Origin of the sequence: Actinacidiphila polyblastidii (assembly GCF_036353415.1) — a bacterium.
GTDB classification, from domain to species: Bacteria; Actinomycetota; Actinomycetes; order Streptomycetales; family Streptomycetaceae; genus Actinacidiphila; species Actinacidiphila polyblastidii.
The window spans coordinates 36,138-61,602 of record NZ_JAZEWV010000004.1 but is presented as its reverse complement, the minus strand read 5'-3'; the positions used below and the strand labels follow the sequence as shown (position 1 = coordinate 61,602).

Below are 25,465 nucleotides of genomic sequence, written 5' to 3'. Positions count from 1 at the left end.
GGAACGGCGCGGCCGGCCAGCGCGAGGGCGGTACGTCTCCACCGGCCCGGAGGGGCAGTCGCGGCCGCCGCCGGGCCACCGGCCACCGGCCCGCCGCGCCGGGGCCTGACCGTCGCCGAGACGCGACGTACCCGGCGGACGTGACGGAAAGGCCGGACACGGCGGACCGGCTTCGCCCGACTTGCGTTGGAGTCGACTCCAACCTCTAGCGTCGTGGGCATGACGCACGCAGCAGACCGCAACGACGCCCCCGCCGACCGCTACGCCCGCGGGCTCGCCGCGCTCCGGCTGGTCACCGGAACCGAGCACCCCGCGGTGCTCGACCCGATCGCCGAGATCGCGCCCGACCTGGCACGGCTGACCGTCGAGTTCGGCTACGGCGACGTCTGGTCGCGGCCCGGCCTCACGCCCAAGCAGCGGCAGATCGCCACCATCGCCGCGCTGGCCGCACTCGGCAACGCGGCGCCGCAGCTGCGCTTCCACATCGGCGGCGCGCTCAACGTCGGCTGCTCGCGGCGCGAGATCGTGGAAACCTTTCTGCACGCGACCGTCTACGCCGGTTTCCCGGCGGCGCTCAACGCGCTCACCGCGGCGCGCGCGGTGTTCGCCGACCGCCCGGCCGCCCCCGGCGACGACCCGGCGGCCGCGTCCGTCCCGTCCGACGGCGACCGCCACCGGCGCGGCCTCGAAGCGCTCCGCGCGGTCGACGGCCCGCACGGTGTCGACGTCGTCCGCTCGCTGGACGACATCGCACCCGATCTCGGCCGCTACCTCGTCGAGTACGTCTTCGGCGACATCTACGCCCGCGACGGCCTGGCGCTGCCGCTGCGCGAGCTCGCCTCGGTCGCGATGTGCACGGCCCTGGGCACCGCCGCGCCCCAACTGCGCGTCCACATCCGCGGTTTTCTCAACGTCGGCGGCAGCCGCGAGGAAGTCGTCGAGCTGATGACCCAGCTCGCCGGGTACGCGGGCTTCCCCGCCGCCCTCAACGGCGTCGCCGCCGCCCGGGAGATCTTCGCGGAGACGGCGGACGCCGGGTGACCGGCACGGCGGACGCCCGCGGCCCGGCGGCGCTGTCCGAGGCACCCCCTACCGTTCGGGCATGGCAACGGTGACGTTCGTCGACGAGACGACATCCGGGGAACGGCGCGGCTCCTGGGGGCTGGAGATCGCGGAGGAACGGCTCACGGTGGGGGAGTTGATACGGCGGCGGGTCTTCCAGGAGGTCGCGGAGTTCCACGCGCGGCGCCCGGAGGTGTTCACCGGGCTGGTGCAGCCGACCGACGCCGAGCGCACGCTCAACGGCTACCGGCTGCGCGCCGACCGGGTGATCGACCCGGAGCGGCAGACCGAGCTGGCGCTGGAGGCGTTCGGCAGGAACGGCTTCCTGCTGCTCGTCGGCGACCGGCAGGTCGAGGACGTCGCCGAGGAGGTCGACCTGCCGCTCGGCACCGAGGTGGTCTTCCTCAAGCTGGTCCCGCTGGTGGGTGGCTGATGGAGCTGGACTACGCGCAGGTGTGCGAGCAGGTGGCCCGCGCCGTCGCCAAGGGGGACCTCGACGCGCTGGCCACCGAGGTGCGCTGGGTCGCCGAGGCGAACGGCCACCGGTGGGAGGGCGCGGCGGCCGACGTGCTGGAGCTGCTGCGGGAGATGCCGGCGGTGGATCGGGCCGCTCTGGTGGTGACGCTGGAACGGCAGTACCGCGAGTACCCGGCCCTGTCGGTGCACCGCGGCGCGGTCCCCGCGCTGCCGGGACTGGTCGCCGAGGGGCTGCCGGCGCAGATCCTGGCGGCCGCGCGGGTGGAGGCGCTCGAAGCGTGCGCGCGGCAGTACGCCCCGAGCCCCACCTGGCTGGCGGTCCTGGTCACCGAGGCGGCCGCCGCCGGCCGGCCGCCGTCGCCCGCCGTGGTCGGCGCGGTGCGCCGCGCCCTGCTCGCCCGGCACTGGAACCACGAGACGCTCAAGCCGATCGCCGCCGCCCTCACCGAGCCGGCCGTCAACCCGGGCGAGGCATGGGCGGACGCCGCGCTCGCGGAGGCGGCCGGGCTCGCCGCGCCCTGGACCGAGCTGCTGCGGCACGCGGCGACCGCGGCGTCCGCCAAGCCGTCCGCCGCATGGGACCAGCGGGGCCGCGCGATCCTCGGCCGGCTCGACGAGGGCGGCCAGGACGCCGCGGGCGCCCGCATCCTCGGCTGGCTCGCCCTCGTCGGCCGCCCGCGCACCGCGCCGCTGGAGCCCGGTGTGCACGGGGCGGGCGTCAACGAGCTGTACGACCCGTACAACGCCAACGCGGTGCGCGGCCTGACCTGGCTGCTGGCGCTGCTGCCCGCGCACCCCGACGCGGCGCGGACCCTCGGCGCGCTCGTGGAGACCTCGCTGCGCAAGGTCGCGGGGACCGGCCCGCGCAACCCGAAGGTCGCCAACGCCGCGGTGGCCGTCCTCGCCCGCACCGACCACGAGTCGGCCCTCGCCGAACTCGCCCGGCTGGCCTCCCGGGTGACGTTCAAGGGCACCCTGAAGCCGATCGAGGCGGCGCTCGACGCGCGGGCCGCGGCGCTCGGGCTGAGCCGCGAGGAGGTCGAGGAGCTGGCGGTGCCCTCCTACGGGCTCACCGAGGTCGGCCGGCTGCCGCACCCGCACGGCGAACTGGCGGTCGTCGGCGCCAAGGCGGTGCTGCGCTGGCGGAACGCCGCAGGCAGGGACGTCAAGTCGCCGTCCGCCGACGTCCGGCGCGACCACCCCGAGCAGGTCGCCGCGCTGAAGACCTCCGCCAAGGACATCGACAGGATGCTCGGCGCCCAGTCCGAGCGGCTCGACCGGCAGTTCCTGGCCCGCCGCGGCTGGACGTACACCGCTTGGCGGGCCCGGCTGCTGGACCACCCGCTGCTGGGCACGCTCGCCCGCCGGCTGCTGTGGACGGTGGACGGCGCGGCCTGCGGCTTCGCCGACGGCGGGCTGCGCACCCTGGCGGGCGACCCGCTCCCCGCGCCGGCCGGCGACGCGCCGGTCGCGCTGTGGCACCCGGTCGGCCGCGAGCCCGCGGAGGTCGTCGCGTGGCGGGACTGGCTGGAGCGGTACGGGATCACCCAGCCGTTCAAGCAGGCCCACCGCGAGGTGTACCTGCTCACCGACGCCGAGCGCGCCACCGGCACGTACTCCAACCGGTTCGCCGCGCACGTCCTGCGCCAGCACCAGTTCCACTCGCTGGCCGCGGTCCGCGGCTGGCGCAACAAGCTGCGCCTGATGGTCGACGACACCTACGAGCCGGCGGTGCGCGAACTGCCGCGGTGGGGGCTGCGCGCCGAGTTCTGGATCGAGGGCGCCGGCGACGACTACGGCGCGGATACCACCGGATCGGGCTCCTTCCTGCGGCTCGCCACCGACCAGGTGCGCTTCTATCCGCTGGACGCGCCGCGCAACCACGCCCACGCGTGCGGCGGCGGGTACGAGCAGTGGCGGCACGGCGGCGCGGAGCGCGTCGACCCGCTGCCGCTCGCCGAGGTGCCGCCGATGGTGCTCAGCGAGGTGCTGCGCGACGTCGACCTGTTCGTCGGCGTCGCCAGCGTCGGCAACGACCCGACCTGGCAGGACGGCGGACCCGACGGGCGGTTCCGGGCCTACTGGCGGTCCTACGGCTTCGGTGAACTCGCGGAGAGCGCCCGCAGCCGCAAGGAGCTGCTGGAGCGGATCGTGCCGCGGCTGGCCATCGCCGACCGGGCCACCGTCGAGGGCCGCTTCCTGCACGTGCGCGGCGAGCGCCACACGTACCGCATCCACCTCGGCTCGGGGAACGTCCTGATGGCGCCGAGCGACCGCTACCTGTGCATCGTGCCCTCGGGCGCGGCGCGCGGCGCCGACGGCGTCGGCTACCTGCCGTTCGAGGGGGACGGGATGCTCGCCGTCATCCTCAGCAAGGCGATGATGCTGGCCCGCGACACCGAGATCACCGACCCCACGGTGCTCAGCCAGCTGTGAACGCGCAGGCCCCCGCTCCCACCAGGGGGAGCGGGGGCCGAGCGGCGCCGGGAGCGCGGCGAGGAGCCGGAGGAGCTAGAAGCGCCGCGTGATCAGCGCGCGCTTGACCTCCTGGATCGCCTTCGTGACCTCGATGCCGCGCGGGCAGGCGTCCGTGCAGTTGAAGGTGGTGCGGCAGCGCCACACGCCGTCCTTGTCGTTCAGGATCTCCAGCCGCTGCTCACCGCCCTCGTCGCGGGAGTCGAAGATGAACCGGTGCGCGTTGACGATCGCCGCCGGGCCGAAGTACTGCCCGTCGTTCCAGAACACCGGGCAGGACGAGGTGCACGCCGCGCACAGGATGCACTTGGTGGTGTCGTCGAAGCGCTCGCGGTCCTCCGCGGACTGGAGCCGCTCGCGGGTCGGCTCGTTGCCCTTGGTGATCAGGAACGGCATCACGTCCCGGTACGCCTGGAAGAACGGGTCCATGTCGACCACGAGGTCCTTCAGCACGGTCAGGCCCTTGATGGGCTCCACCGTGATGGGCTTCTCCGGGTTGATGTCCTTGATCAGCGTCTTGCAGGCCAGCCGGTTGCGGCCGTTGATCCGCATCGCGTCGGAGCCGCACACGCCGTGCGCGCACGAGCGACGGAAGGTCAGCGTGCCGTCGACCTCCCACTTGACCTTGTGCAGCGCGTCGAGCACGCGCTCCTTGGGGTCGATCGGCAGCTGGTAGTCCACCCACTGCGGCTCCGCGGAGACCTCCGGGTTGAACCGGCGGACCCGCAGCGTGATCGTGATCAGGTGCGACGCGGCGCTCTCGGCCGCGTCCAGCGCGGCGGAGTTGCCGTCGTGCGTGTCGAGCGTCGGGGTGCTCATCAGTACTTACGCTCCATCGGCTGGTAGCGGGTCTGCACGACCGGCTTGTAGTCGAGGCGGATCGACTCGGTGCCGGTGGCGTCCACCTCGCGGTACGCCATCGTGTGCCGCATGAAGTTGACGTCGTCGCGGGTCGGGAAGTCCTCGCGGTAGTGGCCGCCGCGGGACTCCTTGCGGGCCAGCGCGGACACCGCCATGACCTCGGCCAGGTCGAGCAGGTTGCCCAGCTCCACGGCCTCCAGCAGGTCGGTGTTGAACCGCCTGCCCTTGTCCTGGATCGCGACGTTGCGGTAGCGGGCGCGCAGCTCGCCGATCTTCTCCACCGCGGTCTTGATGGTCTGCTCGGTGCGGAACACCATCACGTTGGCGTCCATGCACTCCTGCAGCTCGCTGCGGATGTCGGAGACCCGCTCGGTGCCGGTGGAGTTCCGCAGCCGCTCGACCTGCTCGACGACCAGCGCGGCCGGGTCCTCCGGCAGCGGCACGTAGTCGTTGGCGTGCGCGTAGTCCGCGGCGGCGATGCCGGAGCGGCGGCCGAAGACGTTGATGTCGAGCAGCGAGTTGGTGCCGAGCCGGTTCGCGCCGTGCACCGACACGCAGGCGACCTCGCCCGCCGCGTACAGGCCGGGCACCACCGTGGTGTTGTCGGCGAGCACCTCGCCCTGCACGTTCGTCGGGATGCCGCCCATCGCGTAGTGCGCGGTCGGCTGGATCGGGATCGGGTCGGTGTACGGCTCGATGCCCAGGTACGTGCGGGCGAACTCGGTGATGTCCGGCAGCTTCGCGTCGAGCTGCTCCGGCGGCAGGTGCGTCAGGTCGAGGTAGACGTGGTCGCCGTCGGGGCCGCAGCCGCGGCCCTCGCGGATCTCGGTGTAGATCGCCCGGGAGACGACGTCACGCGAGGCGAGGTCCTTCATGACCGGCGCGTACTTCTCCATGAAGCGCTCGCCGTCCTTGTTGCGGAGGATGCCGCCCTCACCGCGGGCGCCCTCCGTCAGCAGGATGCCCATCCGCCAGATGCCCGTCGGGTGGAACTGGAAGAACTCCATGTCCTCCAGCGGCAGCCCGCGCCGGTACACCGCGGCCTGGCCGTCACCGGTCAGGGTGTGCGCGTTGGAGGTCACCTTGAAGAACTTGCCGGTGCCGCCGGACGCGTAGATCACGGCCTTCGCCTGGAAGACGTGGATCTCGCCGGTCGCCAGCTCGTACGCGACCACGCCGGCCGACCGCTGCACGCCGTCGACCTCGGTGAGCAGCTGGTCCAGGACGTAGAACTCGTTGAAGAACTCCACGCCCTCCTTGACGCAGTTCTGGTAGAGCGTCTGGAGGATCATGTGACCGGTGCGGTCCGCGGCGTAGCAGGAGCGGCGGACCGCGGCCTCGCCGTGGTTGCGGGTGTGGCCGCCGAAGCGCCGCTGGTCGATCCGGCCCTCGGGCGTCCGGTTGAAGGGCAGGCCCATCTTCTCCAGGTCGAGGACCGCGTCGATGGCCTCCTTCGCGAGGATCTCGGCGGCGTCCTGGTCGACCAGGTAGTCACCGCCCTTGATCGTGTCGAAGGTGTGCCACTCCCAGTTGTCCTCCTCGACGTTCGCCAGCGCGGCGGCCATGCCGCCCTGCGCCGCGCCGGTGTGGGACCTGGTCGGGTACAGCTTGGTCAGGACGGCGGTGCGGCTGCGCTTGGTCGCCTCGATGGCGGCGCGCATGCCGGCGCCGCCCGCGCCGACGATGACGGTGTCGTACTTGTGGATCTGCATGGGTCGCTTCCCTGTCCTGCCCTGGCCTAGCGGATGTTCGGGTCGAAGGTGAAGATCACCAGTGATCCGAGCACGATGGTGAACGCCACGGCGGTGAACAGCAGCGCCTTGAGCCAGAAGCGGGTGTTCGCCTGCTCGGCGTAGTCGTTGATCACGGTCCGCAGGCCGTTGCCGCCGTGCAGCATGGCCAGCCACAGCATGACCAGGTCCCAGCCCTGCCAGAACGGCGAGGCCCAGCGGCCCGCGACGAACGCGAAGCCGACCTTGGTGACGCCGCCGTCCAGCACCAGCTGGATGATCAGGTGCCCGATCACCAGCACCACGAGCACGACGCCGGACAGCCGCATGAACAGCCAGCCGTACAGCTCGAAATTGGTGCGGGTGGCCCGCGGGGTGCGCGGGGTGCGGGTGCGCGGCGGCTCGATCACCGGCGCGGGGTTGTCGATGCCGTACGCGGCGGTGGAGCTGGGCAGCTCCACGCCGTCGGTCGGGGTGACTTCAGTGGCCATCTGTCGATCAGCTCCCGAACAGCACTCGTGCGGCGTGGCCAAGGACGGGGTAGATCGCGCCGAGCATCAGCAGGACCCACAGGCCCATCACGGTCCAGAACATCTGCTTCTGGTAGCGGGGGCCCTGCGTCCAGTAGTCCACGGCGATGATCCGCAGGCCGTTGAGCGCGTGGAAGAGGATCGCGGCGACCAGGCCGTACTCCAGCAGGCTGACGATCGGGGTCTTGTAGGTCGAGACGACCTTGTCGTAGTCCTCGGGGGAGACGCGCACCAGAGCGGTGTCGAGGACGTGGACGAACAGGAAGAAGAAGATGAGGACACCTGTGACTCGATGAGCCACCCAGGACCACATGCCTTCCCGGCCGCGGTAAAGCGTTCCAGCCGGCACGGAAAATACCCTCCGGGAGCGGGACGAGGGCTGCCGGCTTCGCTGTCGGTCACGCCCGGCCGGGTACGGTCCACCGGCCCCGGCCATCGTAGCGACGCGATGTCGGCTCGGTACCACGGGGTGGGCCAGGTGTGATCGATCCCGCACGGTCGGGTGAACCTGTGCGCGGCCGGTGGGCCCGGCGGAACCGGAATCGGCGCCCCGCGCGCGCCGGGCGGCGGGTCAGCCGACGCGCGCGGGGGCCTCGGCGAGCCGCAGCAGGCGGGCCCGGCACAGCCGGCGCAGCTGCTCCGCGGTGGCCACCGACTCCTCGTCCTCGTCGTGGCCGAGCCGTTCGCGCAGCGAGGCCAGCGTCTGGTCCAGCACCGCGGTGGGGTCGTCGCCCTCCGCGGCCAGCACGAACGCGTGCCCGAACTTCGCCTCGTACGCCGCGTGGGCCGCGCGCAGCGCGGTGTGCACGGTGAGGTTGCCGCGGTCGTGCAGCGCGCTCGTGGCCTCGCCGGCCAGCGCCTCCGCGAGGTCACCGGACGTCAGGTCGTACGCGGCCTCGTCGGCCGCCGCGAGCAGGGCCGCCACCGTCGGATACGGGCGGTGCGCCGCCATCCGCCGCGCCCAGCGGTGCGATCCGCAGCACGCGCGCAGGGCCGTCTCGGCGGCGACGGAAGGGGCCTGGTTGAGCCGGCTCAGCCCCTCGGGCAGGGTGGCGCTGGACAGCGTCGGGCTCCTGTGGATACGGCCGCGAACAGCGGGACGGCGGAACACGGCGGGGGATGGCCCCACTTTACGGTCCGCCGCGAACTCCGGTGCTGCTCTCGCTGAGTGCCTGGTGAACTTCACCCGTACGAGTAGGTGACCGGCGGCGTCCGCGCGGCGCGGCGCGGGGCCGCGCGCGGTACGAGACGACGGCCGGGGGCCGCCTCCCCCCACAGGAGCGTCCCCGGCCGCCACTTGTAGGGCGTATCCCCCCGCAAAAGTGTCACCGGCCCCGGATGAGGCAGGATGGTGAAGTGGTCGAGGGGGTGGGACCTGACGTGGATCTGGACACCGCGGTGGTGGCGGCGCAAGACGGTGACGAGACCGCCTTCCGCGTCGTCTACCGCGCTGTGCAGCCGCAGTTGCTGAGTTACGTGCGCGGCCTGGTGGGCCCCGCGGACGCGGAGGACGTCGCCTCCGAGGCGTGGCTGCAGATCGCCCGCGACCTGCCCGGCTTCCGCGGCGACGGCGGGTCGGTACGCGGCTGGGCGGCGCGCATCGCCCGCAACCGCGCGCTCGACCACATCCGCGCCCGCAGCCGCCGGCCGGTCTCCGGCGCCGGCCTCGACGAGCTGATCCAGCTGCCAGGACACGCCGACACCGCGGGCGAGGCGCTGGACGCGGTCGCCACCGACCGGGCGCTCGCGGCGATCGCCGCGCTGCCGCGCGAGCAGGCCGAGGCGGTGATGCTGCGCGTCGTGATGGGCCTGGACTCCACCAGCGCCGCCCGCGTGCTGGGCAAGCGGGCCGGCTCGGTGCGGATGGCCACCCACCGCGGGCTGCGCCGGCTGGCCGAGGTCCTCCAGGCGGAGGCGGGCGACACGTCCGGTGTGCCCGGCGTGGCGGGCGCGCCCGCCGACGGCGGCGGCCCGGCGGAAGACGCTGGTGGCGGCCGCCGGCACCGCGCCGAGGTGACGTTTTCCGCGTCGAAGGCGCTGTGAGGAAGTGACATGACCGACGACCGACGACACGACTCCTCCGCCGCCGCCTGGCGCGAACTGCGCTTCACGGCAGGGCCCGGCGCGCCCGCGGGCGCGCCGGGCCCGCCGACGCGGACCGCCCGCGAACGCGCCGCGGTCGCCTCGGGGCTGCGCGCGGGCTGGCTGACCGGGCAGGCCGCGGAGGCGCTGGTGGCCGGCGGCCCGGTGCCGACCCCGGACGCCGAGGCGGCCGGCACCGCGGACCGGCTGCTCGGCCTGCTGGCCGACGCACGCGCGCGGGACACCGCCGCCGCGCTCGACCCCGCGCGGGAGGAAGCGGCGCTCGCCGCCTTCCGTGCCGCCCGGCCGGCCACCGGCCGAGCCGCCGCTGCGCGCAGGCCGCGGCTCGCCTTCCGGTCGGTGCGGGTGGCCGCCGCCGCGCTGGCCTCGGTGCTCGCGCTCGGCGGGGTCGCGGTCGCGATGGCCGTCCGCGGCGGTACGGTCCCGATGCCCGGCGGCGGCTCCGGCGCCTCCCCGGTCAGCAGCACCCCGGCGGCCGTCGCCCCCGGCGGCACCGTCCCCGCCACCGGTGCCCCCGGCACCCACCGCCGCCCCATCGGCCCCTCCACACCGTGCGTGACACCCCGGCAGGACCCGGCCTCCCACGGTGGCGCTGGCGCGCCGGGCACCGGCGGTGGCGCGCACGCGCGCGGTGACACCGGCGACGGCACCGGCATCGGCAGCACCGCCGGTGGCGGCCACGCGCAGTCGGGCAGCGGCAGCGGCGCGCATGCGCACAGCAACGCCGGCGACGGCACAGGCACCGGCAGCGGCGCCCCCGCGCAGACGACCAACGGCGGCGGCGCGGGCGCGCCGAGCAGCGCCGGCGACGGCGGCGGCGCGCACGCGCAGAGCAAGGGCAGCGGCGCCCGGGGCGTCAGCGGCAGCGGCGGCGGAAGGCCGCGGGGGAAGCAGGCCGGCAGCGGTCGCGGCGCGGCCGCGCCGCCCACCCCCGCCTCCGGCACGGGCTGCGGCGGTCACGCCGGCCCGCACCACGGCGGCGCGGGCGGCGCCGCCCAGCCCGCCAAGCGGCACAGCGGCCGGGCGGCCGGCGCGGCCCGCGGCGGTTCGTCCGGCAGATCCTCGCGCCCGACCCGCACGCAGAAGCCGCGCACGACCCGTACGCCCGGGTCGCGGCACGGCAGGTCCGTGCGGGCCGGGTCGGCCCCGGCGCCCGGCGCGCGCGGCGCCTGACGTCGGGTGGGCGGTCCCGCCCTCGCGGGTGGCCGCGGTCGGCAGCGGCCCGTACGGCCGGGCCCCCGGGCCGCGGCACGGACCCGCGGGTTTCGGGCTGCGGTCCGGCCGGGAGTGACACTTCCGGCCGGTCGCGCGCTTCTCTAAGTGGATCGACTGGTCATCGGTCCTGTGGACCCCGGTTCTCCCCGTACCGGGGTCCGCGTACAGAGCGCGGCCGGGCGCATTCCCCCTGTCCGGCCGCGCTCGCGCGGTGGTCTCCGGCAGTGCGGGGACGCCCGCCGCCTCACCGGCGGCCCGCGCCGCTCACCAGTAGACGACGACCTTGTCGCCGACCTTCACCTGGTCGAACAGCGCGGCGACCGCCGCCTTGTCACGGACGTTCACGCAGCCGTGCGACGCGCCCGCGTAGCCGCGGGCGGCGAAGTCCGCGGAGTAGTGGACCGCTTCGCCGCCACTGAAGAACATCGCGTACGGCATGGCGGTGTTGAAGAGCGTCGAGACGTGGTCGCGGCTCTTGAACGTCACGTGGAACAGGCCCTCGCGGGTCGGCGTGTACTGGGAGCCGAACCGCACGTCCATCGTGGCGAGCACCTTGCCGTCGACCACCCAGGACAGCGTCCTGGTGGTCTTGCTGACGCACATCGCGTGCCCGGTCATGCAGCGCGCGTCGAGCTTGCCGGCCGGCTTCGGCGCCACGACCGGGTACATCTCCTTGTGCGTGGGCGTCCGGGTCAGCGCCTTGATGCGGGTCCAGGTGCCGGCGTCGACCCGCCCGGTCGAGGACAGGCCGTGCCGCTCCTGGAAGTCGCTGACGGCGTGCTGCGTGACGGTGCCGTAGTAGCCGGTCGGGGTCCGGCTGAACAGGTGCAGCTGGCCGAGCCTGGCCTGCAGTTCGCGCACCTGGGAGCTGCTCGCGCCGGCCGCCATGACCGCCGGGACGATCGCGGGCGTGGTCGGCGCCTTCGTCGTCGGGGCGGCCTGCGGGCTGCTCGTGGCGGGTGTCGCGGTGGCGGACGGCGCCGCGGTGCCGGCCGGGTCCGCCGGGGTGGTCGTGCCCGGGGCCGGCGTGGTGGCGGCGGACGTGGCCGGCGCCGACGGCTTGTCGTCGGCGCCGGTGTCCTGCGGACCGCACGCGGTCAGTACGGCGGCGGCCAGCGCCGCCGTGGCCGCCGCGGCGGCCATCGCTCTCGGTGATCTCCTGCGCACGGCAGTCCTCTTCCCCCTTGATTGTGCTCTGTCACCCCCTAGACATCGAATGGCGGTCGTGCGGTTGCGGGCCGTTCGGGGAAGACTGTGAGCAACGTCCCAGCCCGTCACCCTGCACGGCTCGCACGGCCACCGCTACAGTCCGTGTCGGGTCACCGAAAACTACTTGCCGGTAACGGCTGTTCGGTCCCCCCTCGACCCTCACCCAGTCCATCCAGCGGAGGCGTGAACCATGACGCGCGAGTCGGAATCCGGCCTGCCGATCGAGCCGGTCTACGGGCCGGACGCCCTGGAGGGCTGGGACCCCGACGAGAAGCTGGGCGTACCGGGCGGCTACCCGTTCACCCGCGGCGTCTACCCGTCGATGTACACCGGACGGCCCTGGACGATGCGGCAGTACGCCGGCTTCGGCACCGCCGCCGAGTCCAACGCGCGCTACCAGCAGCTGATCGCCAACGGCACGACGGGCCTGTCGGTCGCCTTCGACCTGCCCACCCAGATGGGCCACGACTCCGACGCGGAGATCTCGCACGGCGAGGTCGGCAAGGTCGGCGTGGCGATCGACTCGGTGGAGGACATGAAGGTGCTGTTCGGCGGCATCCCGCTGGACAAGGTGTCCACGTCGATGACGATCAACGCGCCCGCCGCGCTGCTGCTGCTGCTCTACCAACTGGTCGGCGAGGAGCAGGGGGTCGGCGCCGACCAGCTCACCGGCACGATCCAGAACGACGTGCTCAAGGAGTACATCGCCCGCGGCACGTACATCTTCCCGCCGAAGCCGAGCCTGCGGCTGATCGCGGACATCTTCGCGTACTGCAAGGCGGAGATCCCGAAGTGGAACACCATCTCGATCTCCGGCTACCACATGGCCGAGGCCGGGGCTTCGCCCGCGCAGGAGATCGCCTTCACCCTCGCCGACGGCGTGGAGTACGTGCGGACCGCGTTGGCGGCCGGGATGGGCGTGGACGACTTCGCGCCGCGGCTGTCCTTCTTCTTCGTGTCGCGCACGACGATCCTGGAGGAGGTCGCGAAGTTCCGCGCCGCCCGCAGGATCTGGGCGAAGGTGATGCGCGAGGAGTTCGGCGCGAAGAACCCCAAGTCGCTGATGCTGCGGTTCCACACCCAGACCGCCGGCGTGCAGCTCACCGCGCAGCAGCCCGAGGTGAACCTGGTCCGGGTCGCCGTGCAGGGCCTCGCCGCGGTGCTCGGCGGCACCCAGTCGCTGCACACCAACAGCTTCGACGAGGCCATCGCGCTGCCCACCGACAAGTCCGCCCGGCTCGCGCTGCGCACCCAGCAGGTGCTGGCGTACGAGACGGACGTGACCGCCACCGTCGACCCGTTCGCCGGGTCGTACGTGGTGGAGAGGATGACCGACGAGGTCGAGGCGGCCGCGCTGGAGCTGATGGCGAAGGTCGAGGAGCTGGGCGGCGCGGTCAGCGCGATCGAGCGCGGCTTCCAGAAGTCGGAGATCGAGCGGAACGCCTACCGGATCGCACTGGAGACCGACTCGGGCGAGCGCACCGTCGTCGGCGTCAACCGCTTCAAGCTCGACGAGGAGGAGCCGTACGAGCCGCTCCGCGTCGACCCGGCGATCGAGGCGCAGCAGGCGCAGCGGCTCGCCGATCTGCGCGCGGCCCGCGACCAGGGCGCGGTGGACGCGGCGCTGGCCGCGTTGCGGAAGGCCGCGCACGGCACGGACAACGTGCTCTACCCGATGAAGGACGCGCTGCGCGCCCGCGCCACCGTCGGCGAGGTCTGCAACGCGCTGCGCGAGGTGTGGGGCACCTACGTGCCCACCGACGCCTTCTAGAGCAGGCCGAGGCGGGTGACGAGCATCGCCACCACCACGACGAGGATCCAGCCCATGACGTGCTGGACGAGGTCGCGGCCGGGGTCGTCGTCCTGCGGGCCGCCGGTACCGGTGCGGGTGGGCACCCCGATGCGGGGCGCGGCGAAGTCGCTCATGCGCTCACGATGCGCGACGCGGCCCGGTCACGTAAAGAGACGGAGGTCTCACGGCGGGCGAAGGTGACCCATCTCACCGTGCCGGGCCGGCATGGTTCTCAGCGCGTGGCGTAAACGAGTACGCGCGGTGCGAGGAGCGTCTCGACGGTGTCGAGCAGCGCCAGCGCCGCCTCGGCGATCGTGCCGGGGGGCTGGCCGGCCCGGGTGCGCTCGCCGATCTCCCGGAACAGCTGCTCCTGCACCCAGCCCAACTGCGCGGAGACCAGCCGCGGCAGCGGGTCGTCGGCGCGCGCCCCGGTCTCCGCGCTGAGACAGGCGGCGAGCCGGTCCACCATCTCGCGCCCTATCGAGTCCAGCCGCACCGCGAGCGTCGGCTCGGCCCTGACCATCTCCAGGAAGCGGCCGAAGCCCTGCGTCAGCCCGACCATCCGGTCGCCGTGCCGCAGCTCGCCGCGCAGCGCGTCCAGCACCGCGTGCGCCGCGGACTCGCCGGTGCGCCGGTCGCGGACCATCTCGACCATGCGCTGCGCCGACGCCTCCTCCGGGTAGAAGACCAGGTCCTCCTTGGAGGGGAAGTACGTGTACACGGTGTTCACCGACACCTCGGCGGTCCGCGCCACCTCTGCGATCGTCACCTGCGCGAAGCCGCGTTCGAGGAAGAGACCGGTGGCGACCTCGGCGATGTGCCGCCGGGTCTGCCGTCTCTTCTCGTCGCGCAGGCCCACCGCGAGGATCTCCTCCGCGCGCGTCGGGTGGTCGCGCAGACTGCCGCGGGTGGTTTCGCTCACCCGTCCATCGTAGGGCAGGGCTACGCCCCGACCTGCCGGGCCAGCACGCGCTTGAGCCGCGGCGCCAGCGGCCGCTCCACCAGCCGGTGCAGCAGCCAGGCCAGCACCAGCATGGACAGCGCGGTGGCCGCGAAGACCACGCCGGGCGACAGGCTCGTGTGGTGCGTCAGCTTGTCGATGACCACCCAGCCCAGGTGCTCGTGCACCAGGTAGAAGGGGTACGTCAGGGCCCCGGCGGTGGTCAGCCAGCCCCACTGGACCCGGGAGATCCACGGCACCAGCGTCACCGCGGCGACCGCCGCGAAGCCGAAGGCGACCACCGCGATCACCCCGAGCTGCGAGCGGTGGTGGAAGACGTCCATGTGCCGGGGCGCGACCAGGTCGTGCACGGCGTAGCGCTGCCCGAGCAGGAAGCCGACCGCCACCACACCCCAGGAGAAGGCGTCGTGGCCGAACCGGTACACCAGGTACAGGCCCATCCCGCCGACGAAGAACGGCGCGTACGTGGGCATCAGCGCCGTCTTGAGGAACTCCTGCCCGGAGGTGTCGGCGTACAGCGCGCCGACCGTCCACACCGCGCAGAAGACCAGCACGCGCTTCCTCGACGCTCCCGGCCACACCACGAACAGCGTGAAGAGCAGGTAGAACCGCATCTCCGCCCACAGCGTCCAGCACACCCCGAGCACCCGCTGGGCGCCCGCCGGCATCTGCAGCATGGTGACGTTGGTCAGCAGGTCCGCGTCCGGCACCCGCTTGTAGCCGGCCGCCGCGAACGCGACGGTGACGATGACCAGCGCCGCCCAGTACGCCGGGTAGAGCCGGACGATGCGGGATATCGCGAAGTCCTTCACGCTGCGGCCCCAGCCGCTCATGCAGATCACGAAGCCGCTGATGATGAAGAAGATCTGCACGCCCAGCGGACCGTAGGAGAACGGCCCCGACAGGTGCGGGAAGATCCTGTTCGGCGATCGGCCCCAGGCGTGCGCGATGTCGCCGCCGCGGCCGCCGTAGTGGTAGGCGCACACCATCAGCGCGGCGACCAGCCGCAGCCCGTCCAGGGCGCGCAGCCGCCCCCGGACCCGGCCTCCGCCGGCCGGCTTCGCCGCGGGCGCGCCGGCCTCGGCCAGCGCTCCCGGCGGCCCCTGCGGCGCGGCGGGCCCGCCGGGCCCGGCGGACTCTTCGGCGGGTGCGGGGATCTGCAGGCTCATCCCAGGGCGGCTTTCTTCAGGGCGCGGGCGCGGCGGGCCACCCGGCGGACGGTTCGGTTGCGCGGCACGAAGGCCAGCCGGGCCGGCACCGCGCCGGGCAGCCCCAGCGAGGTCAGCCGGCGGCGCTTGAAGTACGGCCAGGTCTCCGCAGTCAGACGGTGCGTCAGCCAGTCGGCGGCCTCGTCCCGCAGGTGCGGGTACGCCTGCGCCTGCATGCAGAAGCCCACCGCGTGCAGCAGCGGCGTCAGCTCGGCCGCCACGTGAGCCGCGGTCGGCGGCTTCCAGTCCCGCACGGCCGCGGTGTCCGCGAGGTCGGGCAGGACGGCGTGCACGATCGTGACCGGGACGCGGTTGCTGTTCTGGTACGGCGAGAGGCGGTTGAGCAGCACCCCGGTGCCGGTGCGGGCGACCGGGATGCCGTAGAGCACCGAGGCGGTGAGCAGCGCGGTGGAGAAGCAGCCGACGACCAGGGCGGGAGCGGCCTTCTGGTACACGACCTCGGCGAGCACCGGCGTGTTGAGCACGGTCAGCCGGACGCCGAGGCGGGCCGCCTCCGCGGTCAGCGGCTCCGTCCAGTGCACGGGCGCGGTCGGGTGCGGCTTGAAGACGATCTCCTGGTGGCCGAGGGCGGCGGCGCCGCGCACCATCGTCAGGTGCAGCTCCTCCTCCTCGGCGACGGTGAGCAGACCCAGCGCCGACAGGTACTGCCCGAGCAGCAGCGCGGCGCCCGAGGGCACCTCGGCGAGCGGGTCGGCCTCGGTCGGCTCGGCGGCCACCGACGCCTCGGCGACCTCCCCGAGCACCTTCGCGAACTCCTCGGTGGGCACCACCTCGGACTCCACGCCGTGCTCGCTGAGCAGCAGCGGCCGCAGACCCGGCACCAGGTCCAGGTGGAGCAGCCGGTCGATCCTGGTGTCCACCAGCGCGCCCAGCTTGTTGCGGGTCGGGCCGTACGACATCAGGCCGTCGGCGTAGACCGTGATCGGCGCGCCCGTGAAGCACGCGGCGACCGCGAGCGCCGGCTCGACCTGGATGGACTCCACGACCAGCTCGATCTCGTCGTCGCCCAGGTCCCACAGCATCCGCAGATGGCGCTCCCAGATCGGCACGTCGTCGGCCCGCGGCGCCCAGCCGCCCGGATGCATCGGGCTGATCGCCTCGTTCCACGACAGCTGCCCGTCGAAGCGCGACCGCAGCGCCGCGAAGCCCGGCGCCTCGTCGAGCGGCGGGGTGATCTCCGGGATCGCCGCGTTGTTGCTGACCAGCAGCAGCCTGCGGTCGGCGGGGTGGAAGCAGCCCGCGTCCAGTGCGGCGGCGACGGTGGCCGCGCCGTACAGGGTGGAGGCCAGGAAGATCTGCGTGCGTGCCATCAGGCGGCCGCCGTTCCGTTGTCGGCGGGGATGCGCCAGCGCAGCCGGCGGATCTTGGCGCTGCGTTCCAGGTCCATCGAGTCCAGCGCGTCGGCCAGCACGTCCTGCGGCAGCCGGCGCAGCGCCGCGGCGCTCATCGTCCTCAGCTTCCGGGCCACCGACGGCTCGAACCGGTCGATGTTGCCGAGGTGGTGGGCGATGATCGCGCAGTAGGTGCGGACCGCCTTGGGCAGGAAGAGGTCCGCGTCCTGGTCGGCCGACACGTCCGTGATGACCTGGTCGAAGCTGCGGATGAAGTCCAGTTGGCGCACGTCGCCGATCTGGGTGAGCGAGGTCGCGACGCCCCGGCGGTAGAAGACGCCGAGCAGCCCGGCCACCCCGAACGTCGCCGCCTCGCGGTGCAGCCGCCAGATCCACGGCCGGTCCTCCGCGGTGCGCAGCCCGTCCGGGAAGTGCAGCAACCCCGCGTCGACCAGCCGCCGGTGGTAGATCCCGGCCCAGGCGTACGGGTAGTCCACCGAGGTGGAGCGGTCGGCGGGCAGGATCGCGTCGCGCGCGGCCATCGACACGCCGCGGCGGCCGTGCGGCACCCGGATCACGTTGCGCGCGCGGCCGGTGCACTGCACATGGTCGACGCGGACGAAGTCGGTGCCCATGTCCTCGATGGCGGCGACGAGCCGCGGCAGGTAGCCGGGGCCGTACCAGTCGTCGCCGTCGAGGAACGTCAGGTACTCCCCACGAGCCGCGTCGATCCCGGTGTTGCGCGCCGTGGCCAGACCGCCGTTGCGCTCGTGCCGCACCAGGCGCGCGCCCGGCAGGGTGTCCAGCGCCCGCTCCAGGAGTCTGGGCGTCTGGTCGGTGGACCTGTCGTCCACCAGCACGAATTCGAAGTCGGAGCGGGCGTTGGCCCGCAGGCTGTGCAGCGTGTCGGGAGCATATTGCTGCACATTGAAAAACGGCACGATGACGGAGAGCTTTACCACCCGCCGTACATTACGGCCGCGTACGGCCTTTCGCTTTGCGCTCAGTGAACATCTGGTGAAACGAAAGATGACGAGACGGTGGCGTGCGGATTCGCCCCGGATGGGGGTGCACCGCTGCCACCTGCGCGACCTCCAAGTCGCGGCATTTTGTTTACCTGACGTTGGTCTTGGATTTGTCCCCGGAACTCAACGGCTTCCTACTGTCTGCGACGTGCCAAAACGTAAGTCCGGCCCGCTGCGGGTCACGGTGATCGCCGATTCGGACACCCGGTGGAAGTGGGGCGCGCTGACCGCGCGCCGTATCGACCCCGAGGCCCGCGTCGACGCCCGTCTGCTGCGCGGCCGGGCCACCCCCACACCACGGCAGCTCGCCGAACTCGGCATCCCCGCCGACTCGATGACCGAGCAGACAGCCGCCGAGATCCTCGCCGCCACCGACAGCGACAGCTGCGACGTGGTGATCCTGTCCTGCGTCGGCGGAACCGTCCAGGCGCTCCTCCACGGCCTCAACCGGGCCTGGCAGGGCCGCCCCGCACGCCCCGTCGTGGTCACCGGATACGTCGGCGTCGTCTACGAGAAGCTCGCCGACGGCCTGCTGCTGCGCGCCGGCGCCGACGTGGTGCTCGCCAACAGCGCGGACGACGCACGCCGGTTCGCCGCGGTGTACGAAGGGGTCGGCCACCCCACCGACGCGATCGTGGAGACCGCGCTGCCGTTCCTCGGCGGCGAACCCCACCAGGCGGGCGGCGGCCGCCCGTTCACCGTCACCTTCGCCGTGCAGCCGTCCGCGCCGGAAGGCCGCGCCGACCGGCTGCACCTGCTGCGGCGCACCGTCGGGCACGCCCGCCGCCACCCCGAGCGGACCGTCCTGGTGAAGCTGCGCAGCAAGCCGGGCGAGCACACCACGCACATCGAGGAGCACCCCTACCAGAAGCTCGTCGCCGCCCTCGACCCGCCGGACAACGTCCAGTTGGTGTACGGCGCGATGGGCGAGGTCCTCGACCGCACCGACCTGCTGGTCACCGTCAGCTCCACCGCCGCGCTGGAGTCGCTGCACCGCGGCATCCCCACCGCGATCCTCACCGACCTCGGCATCCGCGAGTCCCTCGGCAACCACCACTTCCTCGGCTCGGGCTGCTTCGCCTCCTGGGACGAACTCGACGACGGGCACCTGCCGCAGGCCGACGCCGGCTGGACGGCCGCGCACGGCGTCGCCGGCGCCGACCCGTACGCGGCGCTCCGCGCCCGGGTCGACGCGCTGCTCGCGGGAGAGGCGCTGCCGCCGCTGTCCCCTTACTACACGGCGCGCACCGCGCCCGGTTACCTGCCGGGCATCCTCGCCCGGCAGGGCCTGAACGCCAAGGGCGAGCCGGTCGCCGGGCTCGCCCCCGCCGACACCGGGCCGCTGCGCCGCGCGGTCCGCGACCTGGTCCGCAACTCGGCCCGCACCGCTTATCGCCAGGGCGTCCAGCGCGTCGCCCCGGCCATCCGCCGCTGGGGCCAGCTATGACGTCGCACTGGCGAAAGAAGTCCCCCGCGGGGCCCGCCCACGCCGGGCTCGCGCCCGTTCCCCGGGCCGCGCCCGGACCGCGGTGGGCGTCACGCCCGAACCCCGGGCCGCGCCCGGGATGCGCTGGGCGTCACGCCCCATCGGGGACGCGGGGAACTGCCTCCCCGGGCGTCGCCCGGAAGGCGCCCCCAGCAGCCGGCCACCGGCCGGCGGCCCGGGAGCGACAGCAATGGCCCCTCCGGGCCGGTGGCGACGTACAGCCCTCGTCGTGGCTGTTCGCGCAGTTCGCCGCGCCCCTGGAAAACGGGCTGACGCCCGGAGCGCGACGGAGAAACGGCCCCGCGGCCGGAGCGGGCGCCGCGGAGGGGGCGGCGGTCCGCGTCGACGGCGGGGACGGGCCGCAGGCCAGTGGAGAACGAACGATGAGAGGAGCGACCGCATGAGCGAGACCACCCCCCGGACGGGGGAGAAGACGAACCGCGCCGGAGGCGTACTGGCCGTGATCCCGGCCCGCGGCGGCTCCAAGGGAGTCCCCGGCAAGAACCTCGCCCCGGTCGGCGGCGTCCCGCTGGTCGCCCGCGCCATCCGCGCCTGCGCGGGCGCGCACCGGGTGGACGCGGTGGTCGTCTCGACCGACGACCCCTCGATCGCCGAGGTCGCACGGGCGGCCGGCGCCGAGGTCGTGCTGCGCCCGGTCGCCATCGCCGGCGACACCGCCACCAGCGAGGCCGCGGTCCTGCACGCGATGGACGCGCACACCGCCATGAGCGGCGCCGCCGCTGACGTCGTGGTGCTCGTCCAGTGCACCAGCCCCTTCCTCACCAGCGAGGAGATCGACGGCTGCGTCGCCGCGATCACCGACGACGGCGCGGACAGCGCGCACACCGTCGCCCCCTTCCACGGCTTCGTGTGGCGCGAGGAGCCCGGCCCGCAGGGCGCGCAGGGCGTCAACCACGACCGGTCCACCCGGCCGCGGCGCCAGGACCGCCCGCAGGACCTGCTGGAGACCGGTGCGGCGTACGCGATGCGCGCCGACGGCTTCCGCGCCGCCAACCACCGCTTCTTCGGCCGTACCGCGCTGGTCCGCACGGACCCCGCCCGGGTCCTGGAGGTCGACGATCCGGCCGACCTGGCCCGCGCCCGCGTCCTCGCCGAGCTGCTCGACCCCGCCACGACCACGCCGACCCGCGACGACGTCGACGCGGTGGTGCTCGACTTCGACGGCACCCAGACCGACGACCGGGTGCTGATCGACGCGGACGGCCACGAGAGCGTCTCCGTGCACCGCGGCGACGGCCTCGGGATCGCGGCGCTGCGCCGCGAGGGCCTGCCCGTGCTGATCCTCTCCACCGAGACCAACCCGGTCGTCGCCGCACGGGCCCGCAAGCTCCGGGTCCCCGTGCTGCACGGCATCGAGCGCAAGGACCTCGCGCTCAAGCAGTGGTGCGAGGAGAACGGCCTCGCGCCGGAGCGGGTGCTCTACGCCGGCAACGACGTCAACGACCTGGGCTGCTTCGCCCTGGTGGGCTGGCCCGTCGCCGTCGCCGGGGCCCACGACGTGGTGCGCGCCGCCGCGCGCGCCGTCACCACCGCGGAAGGCGGCCGCGGCGCGATCCGTGAGATCGCCGCCTGGCTGCTCGGCCCGACCCTGGCCCGCTGACCCCCGACCCGCCCCACCTCATCGCCCCACCCCACCCCCGATCGACGAAGGAACCCCCCGTGACGTCTCCGCAGAACTCCCTCCCGGCCAACCTCCGCGCCGTCCGCTCCCGCCACATCGGCAACGGCCAGCCCGTGTACATCACCGGCGAGATCGGCATCAACCACAACGGCGACCTGGAGAACGCGTTCGCACTGATCGACGCGGCCGTCGCCGCGGGCTGCGACGCGGTCAAGTTCCAGAAGCGCACCCCCGAGATCTGCACCCCGCGCGACCAGTGGGAGATCGAGCGCGACACCCCGTGGGGCCGGATGACGTACATCGACTACCGGCACCGCGTGGAGTTCGACGAGGACGGCTACCGCGCCATAGACGCGTACTGCCGCAAGCGCGGCATCGACTGGTTCGCCTCGCCGTGGGACGTGCCGTCCGTCGAGTTCCTGGAGAAGTTCGACGTCCCCGCGCACAAGGTGGCCTCCGCCTGCCTGACCGACGACGAGCTGCTGCGCGCGCTGCGCGCGACCGGCCGCACGGTCATCCTGTCCACCGGCATGTCCACCCCCAAGCAGATCCGCCACGCGGTCGAGGTGCTCGGCAGCGACAACATCGTGCTCTGCCACGCCACCTCCACGTACCCGGCGAAGCACGAGGAGCTCAACCTGCGGATGATCAACACCCTGCAGAACGAGTACCCGAACGTGCCGGTCGGCTACTCCGGCCACGAGGTCGGCCTGCAGACCACCCTCGCCGCGGTCGCCCTCGGCGCCGTCTTCGTCGAGCGGCACATCACCCTCGACCGCGCGATGTGGGGCTCCGACCAGGCCGCGTCCGTCGAGTCGCAGGGCCTGGAGCGCCTGGTCCGCGACATCCGCATCATCGAGACCTCGCTGGGCGACGGCGTCAAGAAGGTCTACGACGGCGAGCTGGGCCCGATGAAGAAGCTGCGCCGGGTCCCCGGTGTGGTCGCCGAGTCCGAGTCCGAGGTCGCCGCCGACGCGAGCCCGGCGAGCGTCTGAGACCGCGCGGCGTCCCGGTGAGGGCCTGGCGTCACCCGGCCCGGGGCCCGGCCGCAGGCGCCGGGCCCCGGGCGGGGCGGGCACCAGGACCCAGCGTCGACCGCGAGGAGCGCGGTCGACCGCGATGAGCAGGAGCAGGGAGCCCAGCCGATGACGGAACGGTCCGAGCGGCCCGAACAGCCCGAGCGGCCGAAGCGGTCCGCGCCGGTGGCCGGCGGCAGGAGGCCCGCGCCCGGCGTGGGCGCGGTCGCCCTCGTCGAGTCGCCCGTGCAGCTGCTGAACGTCCTGGAGTGGGCGCACGTGCGCCCGCCGCGGACACCCGCGATCCCCGCGGCCCGCACGTCGGGGGAGGACGTCGCCGGGGAACGGCCCGACGCGGACAGCGGCGCGCTGACCATCGTCGTCCTGTCCCCGTCGGACCCCACCAGCCGCGGGCAGCTGCGCCGGATGGCCGAACTCGCCCGCGACGAGGGCGTGGTGGTGCGCTGGTACGAGGCCCGCGGCCGCCGCGGCGGACTGCTGCGCACGGCGCTGGCGCTCGCCCCCCAACTGCTGCGGGTGCGCCGGCTGGTCGTCGGCGACCCGTTCTCCCGGCTGGTCCAGGTGCTGCTGCCGCTGTGCCGCTCGGCCAGGGACGTGACGGTGGTCGACGACGGCACCGCCACCATGGAGTTCACCGAGATCCTGGCGCGCGGCGGCCGGCTGGTGCGGTGGCACCGCAGCGGGCGGCGCAGGTCCCCGGTGGACGTGGCGCTCGGCGTCTTCTCGTCGTCCGCGCGCCGCCGGCTCACCCCCGGCAGGCGCCGCCGCGTCGAGCTGTTCAGCGCGATGCCCGCGACGCCGCCGCCGGGGATGACGCTGCGCGCCAACCGGTTCGCCTGGACGCGCAGCCGGTTCGGGCCGCCGCGCACGCTGAACGGCACGGACCTGATCGGCACGTCCCTGGTCGAGACGGGCGTGGTCGACCCCGAGCGGTACCTCGCGGTGGTCGCCGCGCTCGCCGAACTCCACGGTGCGAAACGGTACTTCGCGCACCGGCGGGAAGCGCAGGACAAGCTGCACCGGCTCGCCGCCGAGACCGGCCTGGAGATCGTGCGGCCCGACCTCCCGCTCGAACTCGTCGCCCGCCGCGGCCCGATCGGCCGCTCCGTGCTCTCCTTCCCCTCCACCGTCCTGCACACGCTGCCGCTCGCGCTGGCGGGCACGGGCATCGACGTGGTCGCGCTCGACATCGACGAGTCCTGGCTGACGGCTGCCGCCTCCCCGCGCGCCCACACCTTCCTCACCGCGATCACCCACACCGCCCGCCTCGGCGGCTGACCAGCCACGACGCGGGCGGTACGTCGCCACCGGCCCGAAGGCGCAACGCCGGGCGCGGCCCGGGTCTTTGAGGGGCGCGGGGAACTGCGCGGCCAGCCGCGCCGAGGGCGGTACGTCGTCACCGGCCCGAAGGGGCAATTCCTGCCGTCCCCGGACCACCGGCCGGTGGTGGGTTGCCCGCGCCCCTGGCGGGGCGCAACGCCGGGCGCCGCCCGGGTCTTTGAGGGGCGCGGGGAACTGCGCGACAAGCCACCGACCGGCCCGCGGTTCGCCACCGGCCCGAAGGGGCTGTTGCGGTCGCGGACCGGACCACCGGCCGGTGGCCGGTGGGGGTGGCGCGTTCGCACGGAGGAAAGGCGGGGTTCACCCGCTGATCATTTTCATCGGGTTGAGTGCGGGAATGGCGGGCACGTTACACGCACCAGCACGCATCGCAGTCCTCTCAGCCGCCGCCCTTGAGGGCGACTCACGCGCACTGAGAGTGGCGCGCGCAGCGCAAGAAGCCGGATACCAGGTCACGCTGATCGGCCGCGCCCCCACGGGCGCGCCCGGCGCGCCCGGCGCACCCGGCCCGACCCCGGGCGGCGGCCCACGGCTGGCCGTGCGCCGCGTCCCCGTCGCCGGCATCCTCGGCACGCACCGCGCCCGCCGCCCCCGCCCCTGCCTGCGCTGGCCGCTGGCCTACCGCAGCGCCGAGGCGTACGACCACCGCACCGCGCTGCGCGCCGCCGGCCGGTCGCTGCTCACCACCCGGGCCGCGGAACTCGCTCTGGTGCACCGCCCGTTGCCGCTGCTGGCGGCCGCCCGCACGGGCTACGCGCTGGCCTGGTTCGGCCACGGCCTGCGGGCCGTGTGGGTCCGCGCCCGCGCGGCCCAGCACCGGGCCGCCGTACACCGCCGCCGCCACCCCGGCACCCGGCTCGACGACCTGACGGCCTCGCTGACCCGGCTGCTGATGGGCCGCCGCGCCTGGCGCCGGCTCGACCCCGGCCTGCTGGACGAGGAGATCGCGTACGGCCCGGTGCTGGACGCGGTCCGCCCGCACCTGATCCACGCGCTGGGCCACCGCGCCCTGGGCGTCGCGATCCGTGCGGCGCTGCGCGCGGAGGCGACCGGGCACCGGGTCGAGGTGGTGTGGGACGCGCCGCCGCGCACCCCGGGGGAGAACCGCAGGGCGACCATCGCCGCCGAGACGCACGAGCGGAGGTTCGCGCGCGAGGCCGACGGTGTGGTGACGGTCGGCGACCGGCTCGCCGCCGAACTGCGGGACAGGCACGGCCTGTCCACCGTCCCGGCGGTGGCCCGCAACACCCCGCCGCTGGCCGAGCGGCCGGACGGGCCGGGGACCGCCCCGGCCCCGGGGGTGCGCGCCCGCTGCCATCTGGGCCCTGACGTACCGCTGTTGGTGCACACCGGCCCGGTCACCGCCGACCGCGGGCCGGCCACCGTCGTCGAGGCGCTGCCCAAGCTGTACGACCTGCACGCCGCGTTCGTCGTGCCGGACCCGTCGGCCGCCGACGTCGGCGCGCTGCGCGCGCGTGCCGCCCAACTCGGCGTCCACGCACGGCTGCACGTGCTCCCGTACGTCCCGGTGGAGGAGATCCCCTCCTTCCTCGCCTCCGCGGACATCGGCGTGCTCCCGGTGCACCAGCTCCCGCACCATCAGCCGGTACTGGCGTCCCGCTACTTCGAATACGCCCACGCCCGGCTGCCGGTGGTGGTCAGCGACGTCCGCGCGATGGCCGCGGCCACCCTCGAACTCGGCAACGGCGAGGTGTTCCGGGCGGGCGACACCGCCGACTTCGTCCGCGCGGTCGGCGCCGTCCTGACCAACCCGCGCCGCTACCGCAAGGCCTACGAACGTGTCGACATCCTGCGCCAGTGGTCCTGGCAGACCGAGTCCGCGCCGCTCCTCGACCTCTACGCCCGCCTGCTCGGCCCGCGGACATGACCGGACCGGCCCCGGAACCGGTGCCGCGGCGGGTATTCCCGCTGGTCCCGCCGCTGCGCCCCGTGCTTGAC

Annotated in this window: 22 protein-coding genes; 11 read left to right on the top strand and 11 right to left on the bottom strand. The window is 74.0% G+C overall.

All coding sequences use genetic code 11. The features are described from left to right. The first annotated feature begins 219 nt into the window (after positions 1-219). From V2S66_RS07060 to V2S66_RS07050, 3 genes are all read left to right on the top strand, one after another. Positions 220-1,041 carry a carboxymuconolactone decarboxylase family protein gene (locus V2S66_RS07060; protein ID WP_330793647.1) on the top strand — a complete coding sequence of 274 codons (822 nt, stop codon included), beginning with the start codon at positions 220-222 and terminating at the stop codon, positions 1,039-1,041. Between the two features lie 61 nt (positions 1,042-1,102). Next, positions 1,103-1,495 (top strand): hypothetical protein, encoded by a 393-nt coding sequence (locus V2S66_RS07055; protein WP_330793646.1) that lies wholly within the window; start codon positions 1,103-1,105, stop codon positions 1,493-1,495. Continuing rightward, positions 1,495-3,975 carry a DUF4132 domain-containing protein gene (locus V2S66_RS07050; RefSeq protein ID WP_330793645.1) on the top strand — a complete coding sequence of 827 codons (2,481 nt, stop codon included), beginning with the start codon at positions 1,495-1,497 and terminating at the stop codon, positions 3,973-3,975. The genes V2S66_RS07055 and V2S66_RS07050 overlap by 1 nt, the downstream gene beginning before the upstream one ends. Positions 3,976-4,050: 75 nt before the next feature. Here V2S66_RS07050 and V2S66_RS07045 read toward each other — a convergent pair whose 3' ends face one another. From V2S66_RS07045 to V2S66_RS07025, 5 genes are all read right to left on the bottom strand, one after another. Next, positions 4,051-4,833: a succinate dehydrogenase iron-sulfur subunit gene (locus tag V2S66_RS07045; RefSeq protein WP_330793644.1), complete on the bottom strand. Its 783-nt coding sequence runs from the start codon at positions 4,831-4,833 to the stop codon at positions 4,051-4,053. Further along, a complete protein-coding gene (gene sdhA, locus V2S66_RS07040; RefSeq protein ID WP_330793643.1) occupies positions 4,833-6,587 on the bottom strand; it encodes a succinate dehydrogenase flavoprotein subunit in 1,755 nt (584 codons plus the stop codon). Before sdhA ends, V2S66_RS07045 begins: the two co-directional genes overlap by 1 nt. Positions 6,588-6,613: 26 nt before the next feature. Then, positions 6,614-7,096, bottom strand: a complete 483-nt coding sequence (locus V2S66_RS07035) for a succinate dehydrogenase hydrophobic membrane anchor subunit (protein WP_330793642.1) — start codon at positions 7,094-7,096, stop codon at positions 6,614-6,616. A gap of 7 nt (positions 7,097-7,103) precedes the next feature. Continuing rightward, positions 7,104-7,484 carry a succinate dehydrogenase, cytochrome b556 subunit gene (gene sdhC / locus V2S66_RS07030; RefSeq protein ID WP_330793641.1) on the bottom strand — a complete coding sequence of 127 codons (381 nt, stop codon included), beginning with the start codon at positions 7,482-7,484 and terminating at the stop codon, positions 7,104-7,106. 222 nt (positions 7,485-7,706) lie between these two features. Continuing rightward, positions 7,707-8,246 carry a 2-oxo-4-hydroxy-4-carboxy-5-ureidoimidazoline decarboxylase gene (locus V2S66_RS07025; protein WP_330793640.1) on the bottom strand — a complete coding sequence of 180 codons (540 nt, stop codon included), beginning with the start codon at positions 8,244-8,246 and terminating at the stop codon, positions 7,707-7,709. 227 nt (positions 8,247-8,473) lie between these two features. On the opposite strand from V2S66_RS07025, the gene V2S66_RS07020 reads away from it, so the two are divergent. After that, positions 8,474-9,178, top strand: coding sequence for an RNA polymerase sigma factor (locus tag V2S66_RS07020; protein ID WP_330793639.1), 705 nt, complete (start codon positions 8,474-8,476; stop codon positions 9,176-9,178). Between the two features lie 9 nt (positions 9,179-9,187). Continuing rightward, positions 9,188-10,411: a hypothetical protein gene (locus V2S66_RS07015; RefSeq protein ID WP_330793638.1), complete on the top strand. Its 1,224-nt coding sequence runs from the start codon at positions 9,188-9,190 to the stop codon at positions 10,409-10,411. A gap of 306 nt (positions 10,412-10,717) precedes the next feature. Here the strand turns inward: V2S66_RS07015 and V2S66_RS07010 are convergent, their stop codons facing one another. Beyond that, positions 10,718-11,596 carry a L,D-transpeptidase family protein gene (locus tag V2S66_RS07010; protein ID WP_330793637.1) on the bottom strand — a complete coding sequence of 293 codons (879 nt, stop codon included), beginning with the start codon at positions 11,594-11,596 and terminating at the stop codon, positions 10,718-10,720. A 256-nt stretch (positions 11,597-11,852) separates the two neighbouring features. Between V2S66_RS07010 and V2S66_RS07005 the strand changes: the two genes are divergently transcribed. After that, positions 11,853-13,433, top strand: coding sequence for an acyl-CoA mutase large subunit family protein (locus tag V2S66_RS07005; protein ID WP_330793636.1), 1,581 nt, complete (start codon positions 11,853-11,855; stop codon positions 13,431-13,433). Here the strand turns inward: V2S66_RS07005 and V2S66_RS07000 are convergent. The 5 genes from V2S66_RS07000 to V2S66_RS06980 form a co-directional block, all read right to left on the bottom strand. Then, positions 13,430-13,588, bottom strand: a complete 159-nt coding sequence (locus V2S66_RS07000) for an SCO1431 family membrane protein (protein ID WP_330793635.1) — start codon at positions 13,586-13,588, stop codon at positions 13,430-13,432. The two genes, V2S66_RS07005 and V2S66_RS07000, sit on opposite strands and share 4 nt — an antisense overlap. 98 nt (positions 13,589-13,686) lie before the next feature. Beyond that, a complete protein-coding gene (locus V2S66_RS06995; RefSeq protein ID WP_330793634.1) occupies positions 13,687-14,376 on the bottom strand; it encodes a TetR/AcrR family transcriptional regulator in 690 nt (229 codons plus the stop codon). Positions 14,377-14,396: 20 nt separating this feature from the next. Continuing rightward, positions 14,397-15,584, bottom strand: coding sequence for an acyltransferase family protein (locus V2S66_RS06990; RefSeq protein WP_330793633.1), 1,188 nt, complete (start codon positions 15,582-15,584; stop codon positions 14,397-14,399). Beyond that, the gene (locus V2S66_RS06985) at positions 15,581-16,954 is read right to left on the bottom strand and encodes a polysialyltransferase family glycosyltransferase (protein WP_330793632.1); all 1,374 of its coding nucleotides are present in this window, start codon (positions 16,952-16,954) and stop codon (positions 15,581-15,583) included. The genes V2S66_RS06990 and V2S66_RS06985 overlap by 4 nt, the downstream gene beginning before the upstream one ends. Next, positions 16,954-17,937, bottom strand: coding sequence for a glycosyltransferase family 2 protein (locus V2S66_RS06980; RefSeq protein WP_330793631.1), 984 nt, complete (start codon positions 17,935-17,937; stop codon positions 16,954-16,956). The genes V2S66_RS06985 and V2S66_RS06980 overlap by 1 nt, the downstream gene beginning before the upstream one ends. Positions 17,938-18,148: 211 nt before the next feature. Between V2S66_RS06980 and V2S66_RS06975 the strand changes: the two genes are divergently transcribed. From V2S66_RS06975 to V2S66_RS06955, 5 genes are all read left to right on the top strand, one after another. Beyond that, the gene (locus V2S66_RS06975; RefSeq protein WP_330793630.1) at positions 18,149-19,447 is read left to right on the top strand and encodes a DUF6716 putative glycosyltransferase; all 1,299 of its coding nucleotides are present in this window, start codon (positions 18,149-18,151) and stop codon (positions 19,445-19,447) included. A gap of 439 nt (positions 19,448-19,886) precedes the next feature. Beyond that, positions 19,887-21,107, top strand: a complete 1,221-nt coding sequence (locus tag V2S66_RS06970; RefSeq protein ID WP_330793629.1) for an acylneuraminate cytidylyltransferase — start codon at positions 19,887-19,889, stop codon at positions 21,105-21,107. A 59-nt stretch (positions 21,108-21,166) separates the two neighbouring features. Continuing rightward, a complete protein-coding gene (locus tag V2S66_RS06965; RefSeq protein WP_413966321.1) occupies positions 21,167-22,123 on the top strand; it encodes an N-acetylneuraminate synthase family protein in 957 nt (318 codons plus the stop codon). Between the two features lie 150 nt (positions 22,124-22,273). Then, on the top strand, positions 22,274-23,443 hold the full coding sequence (locus V2S66_RS06960) for a hypothetical protein (protein WP_330793628.1): 1,170 nt from the start codon (positions 22,274-22,276) through the stop codon (positions 23,441-23,443). A 481-nt stretch (positions 23,444-23,924) separates the two neighbouring features. Further along, positions 23,925-25,394 carry a glycosyltransferase gene (locus V2S66_RS06955; protein ID WP_330793627.1) on the top strand — a complete coding sequence of 490 codons (1,470 nt, stop codon included), beginning with the start codon at positions 23,925-23,927 and terminating at the stop codon, positions 25,392-25,394. Positions 25,395-25,465: the final 71 nt, after the last annotated feature.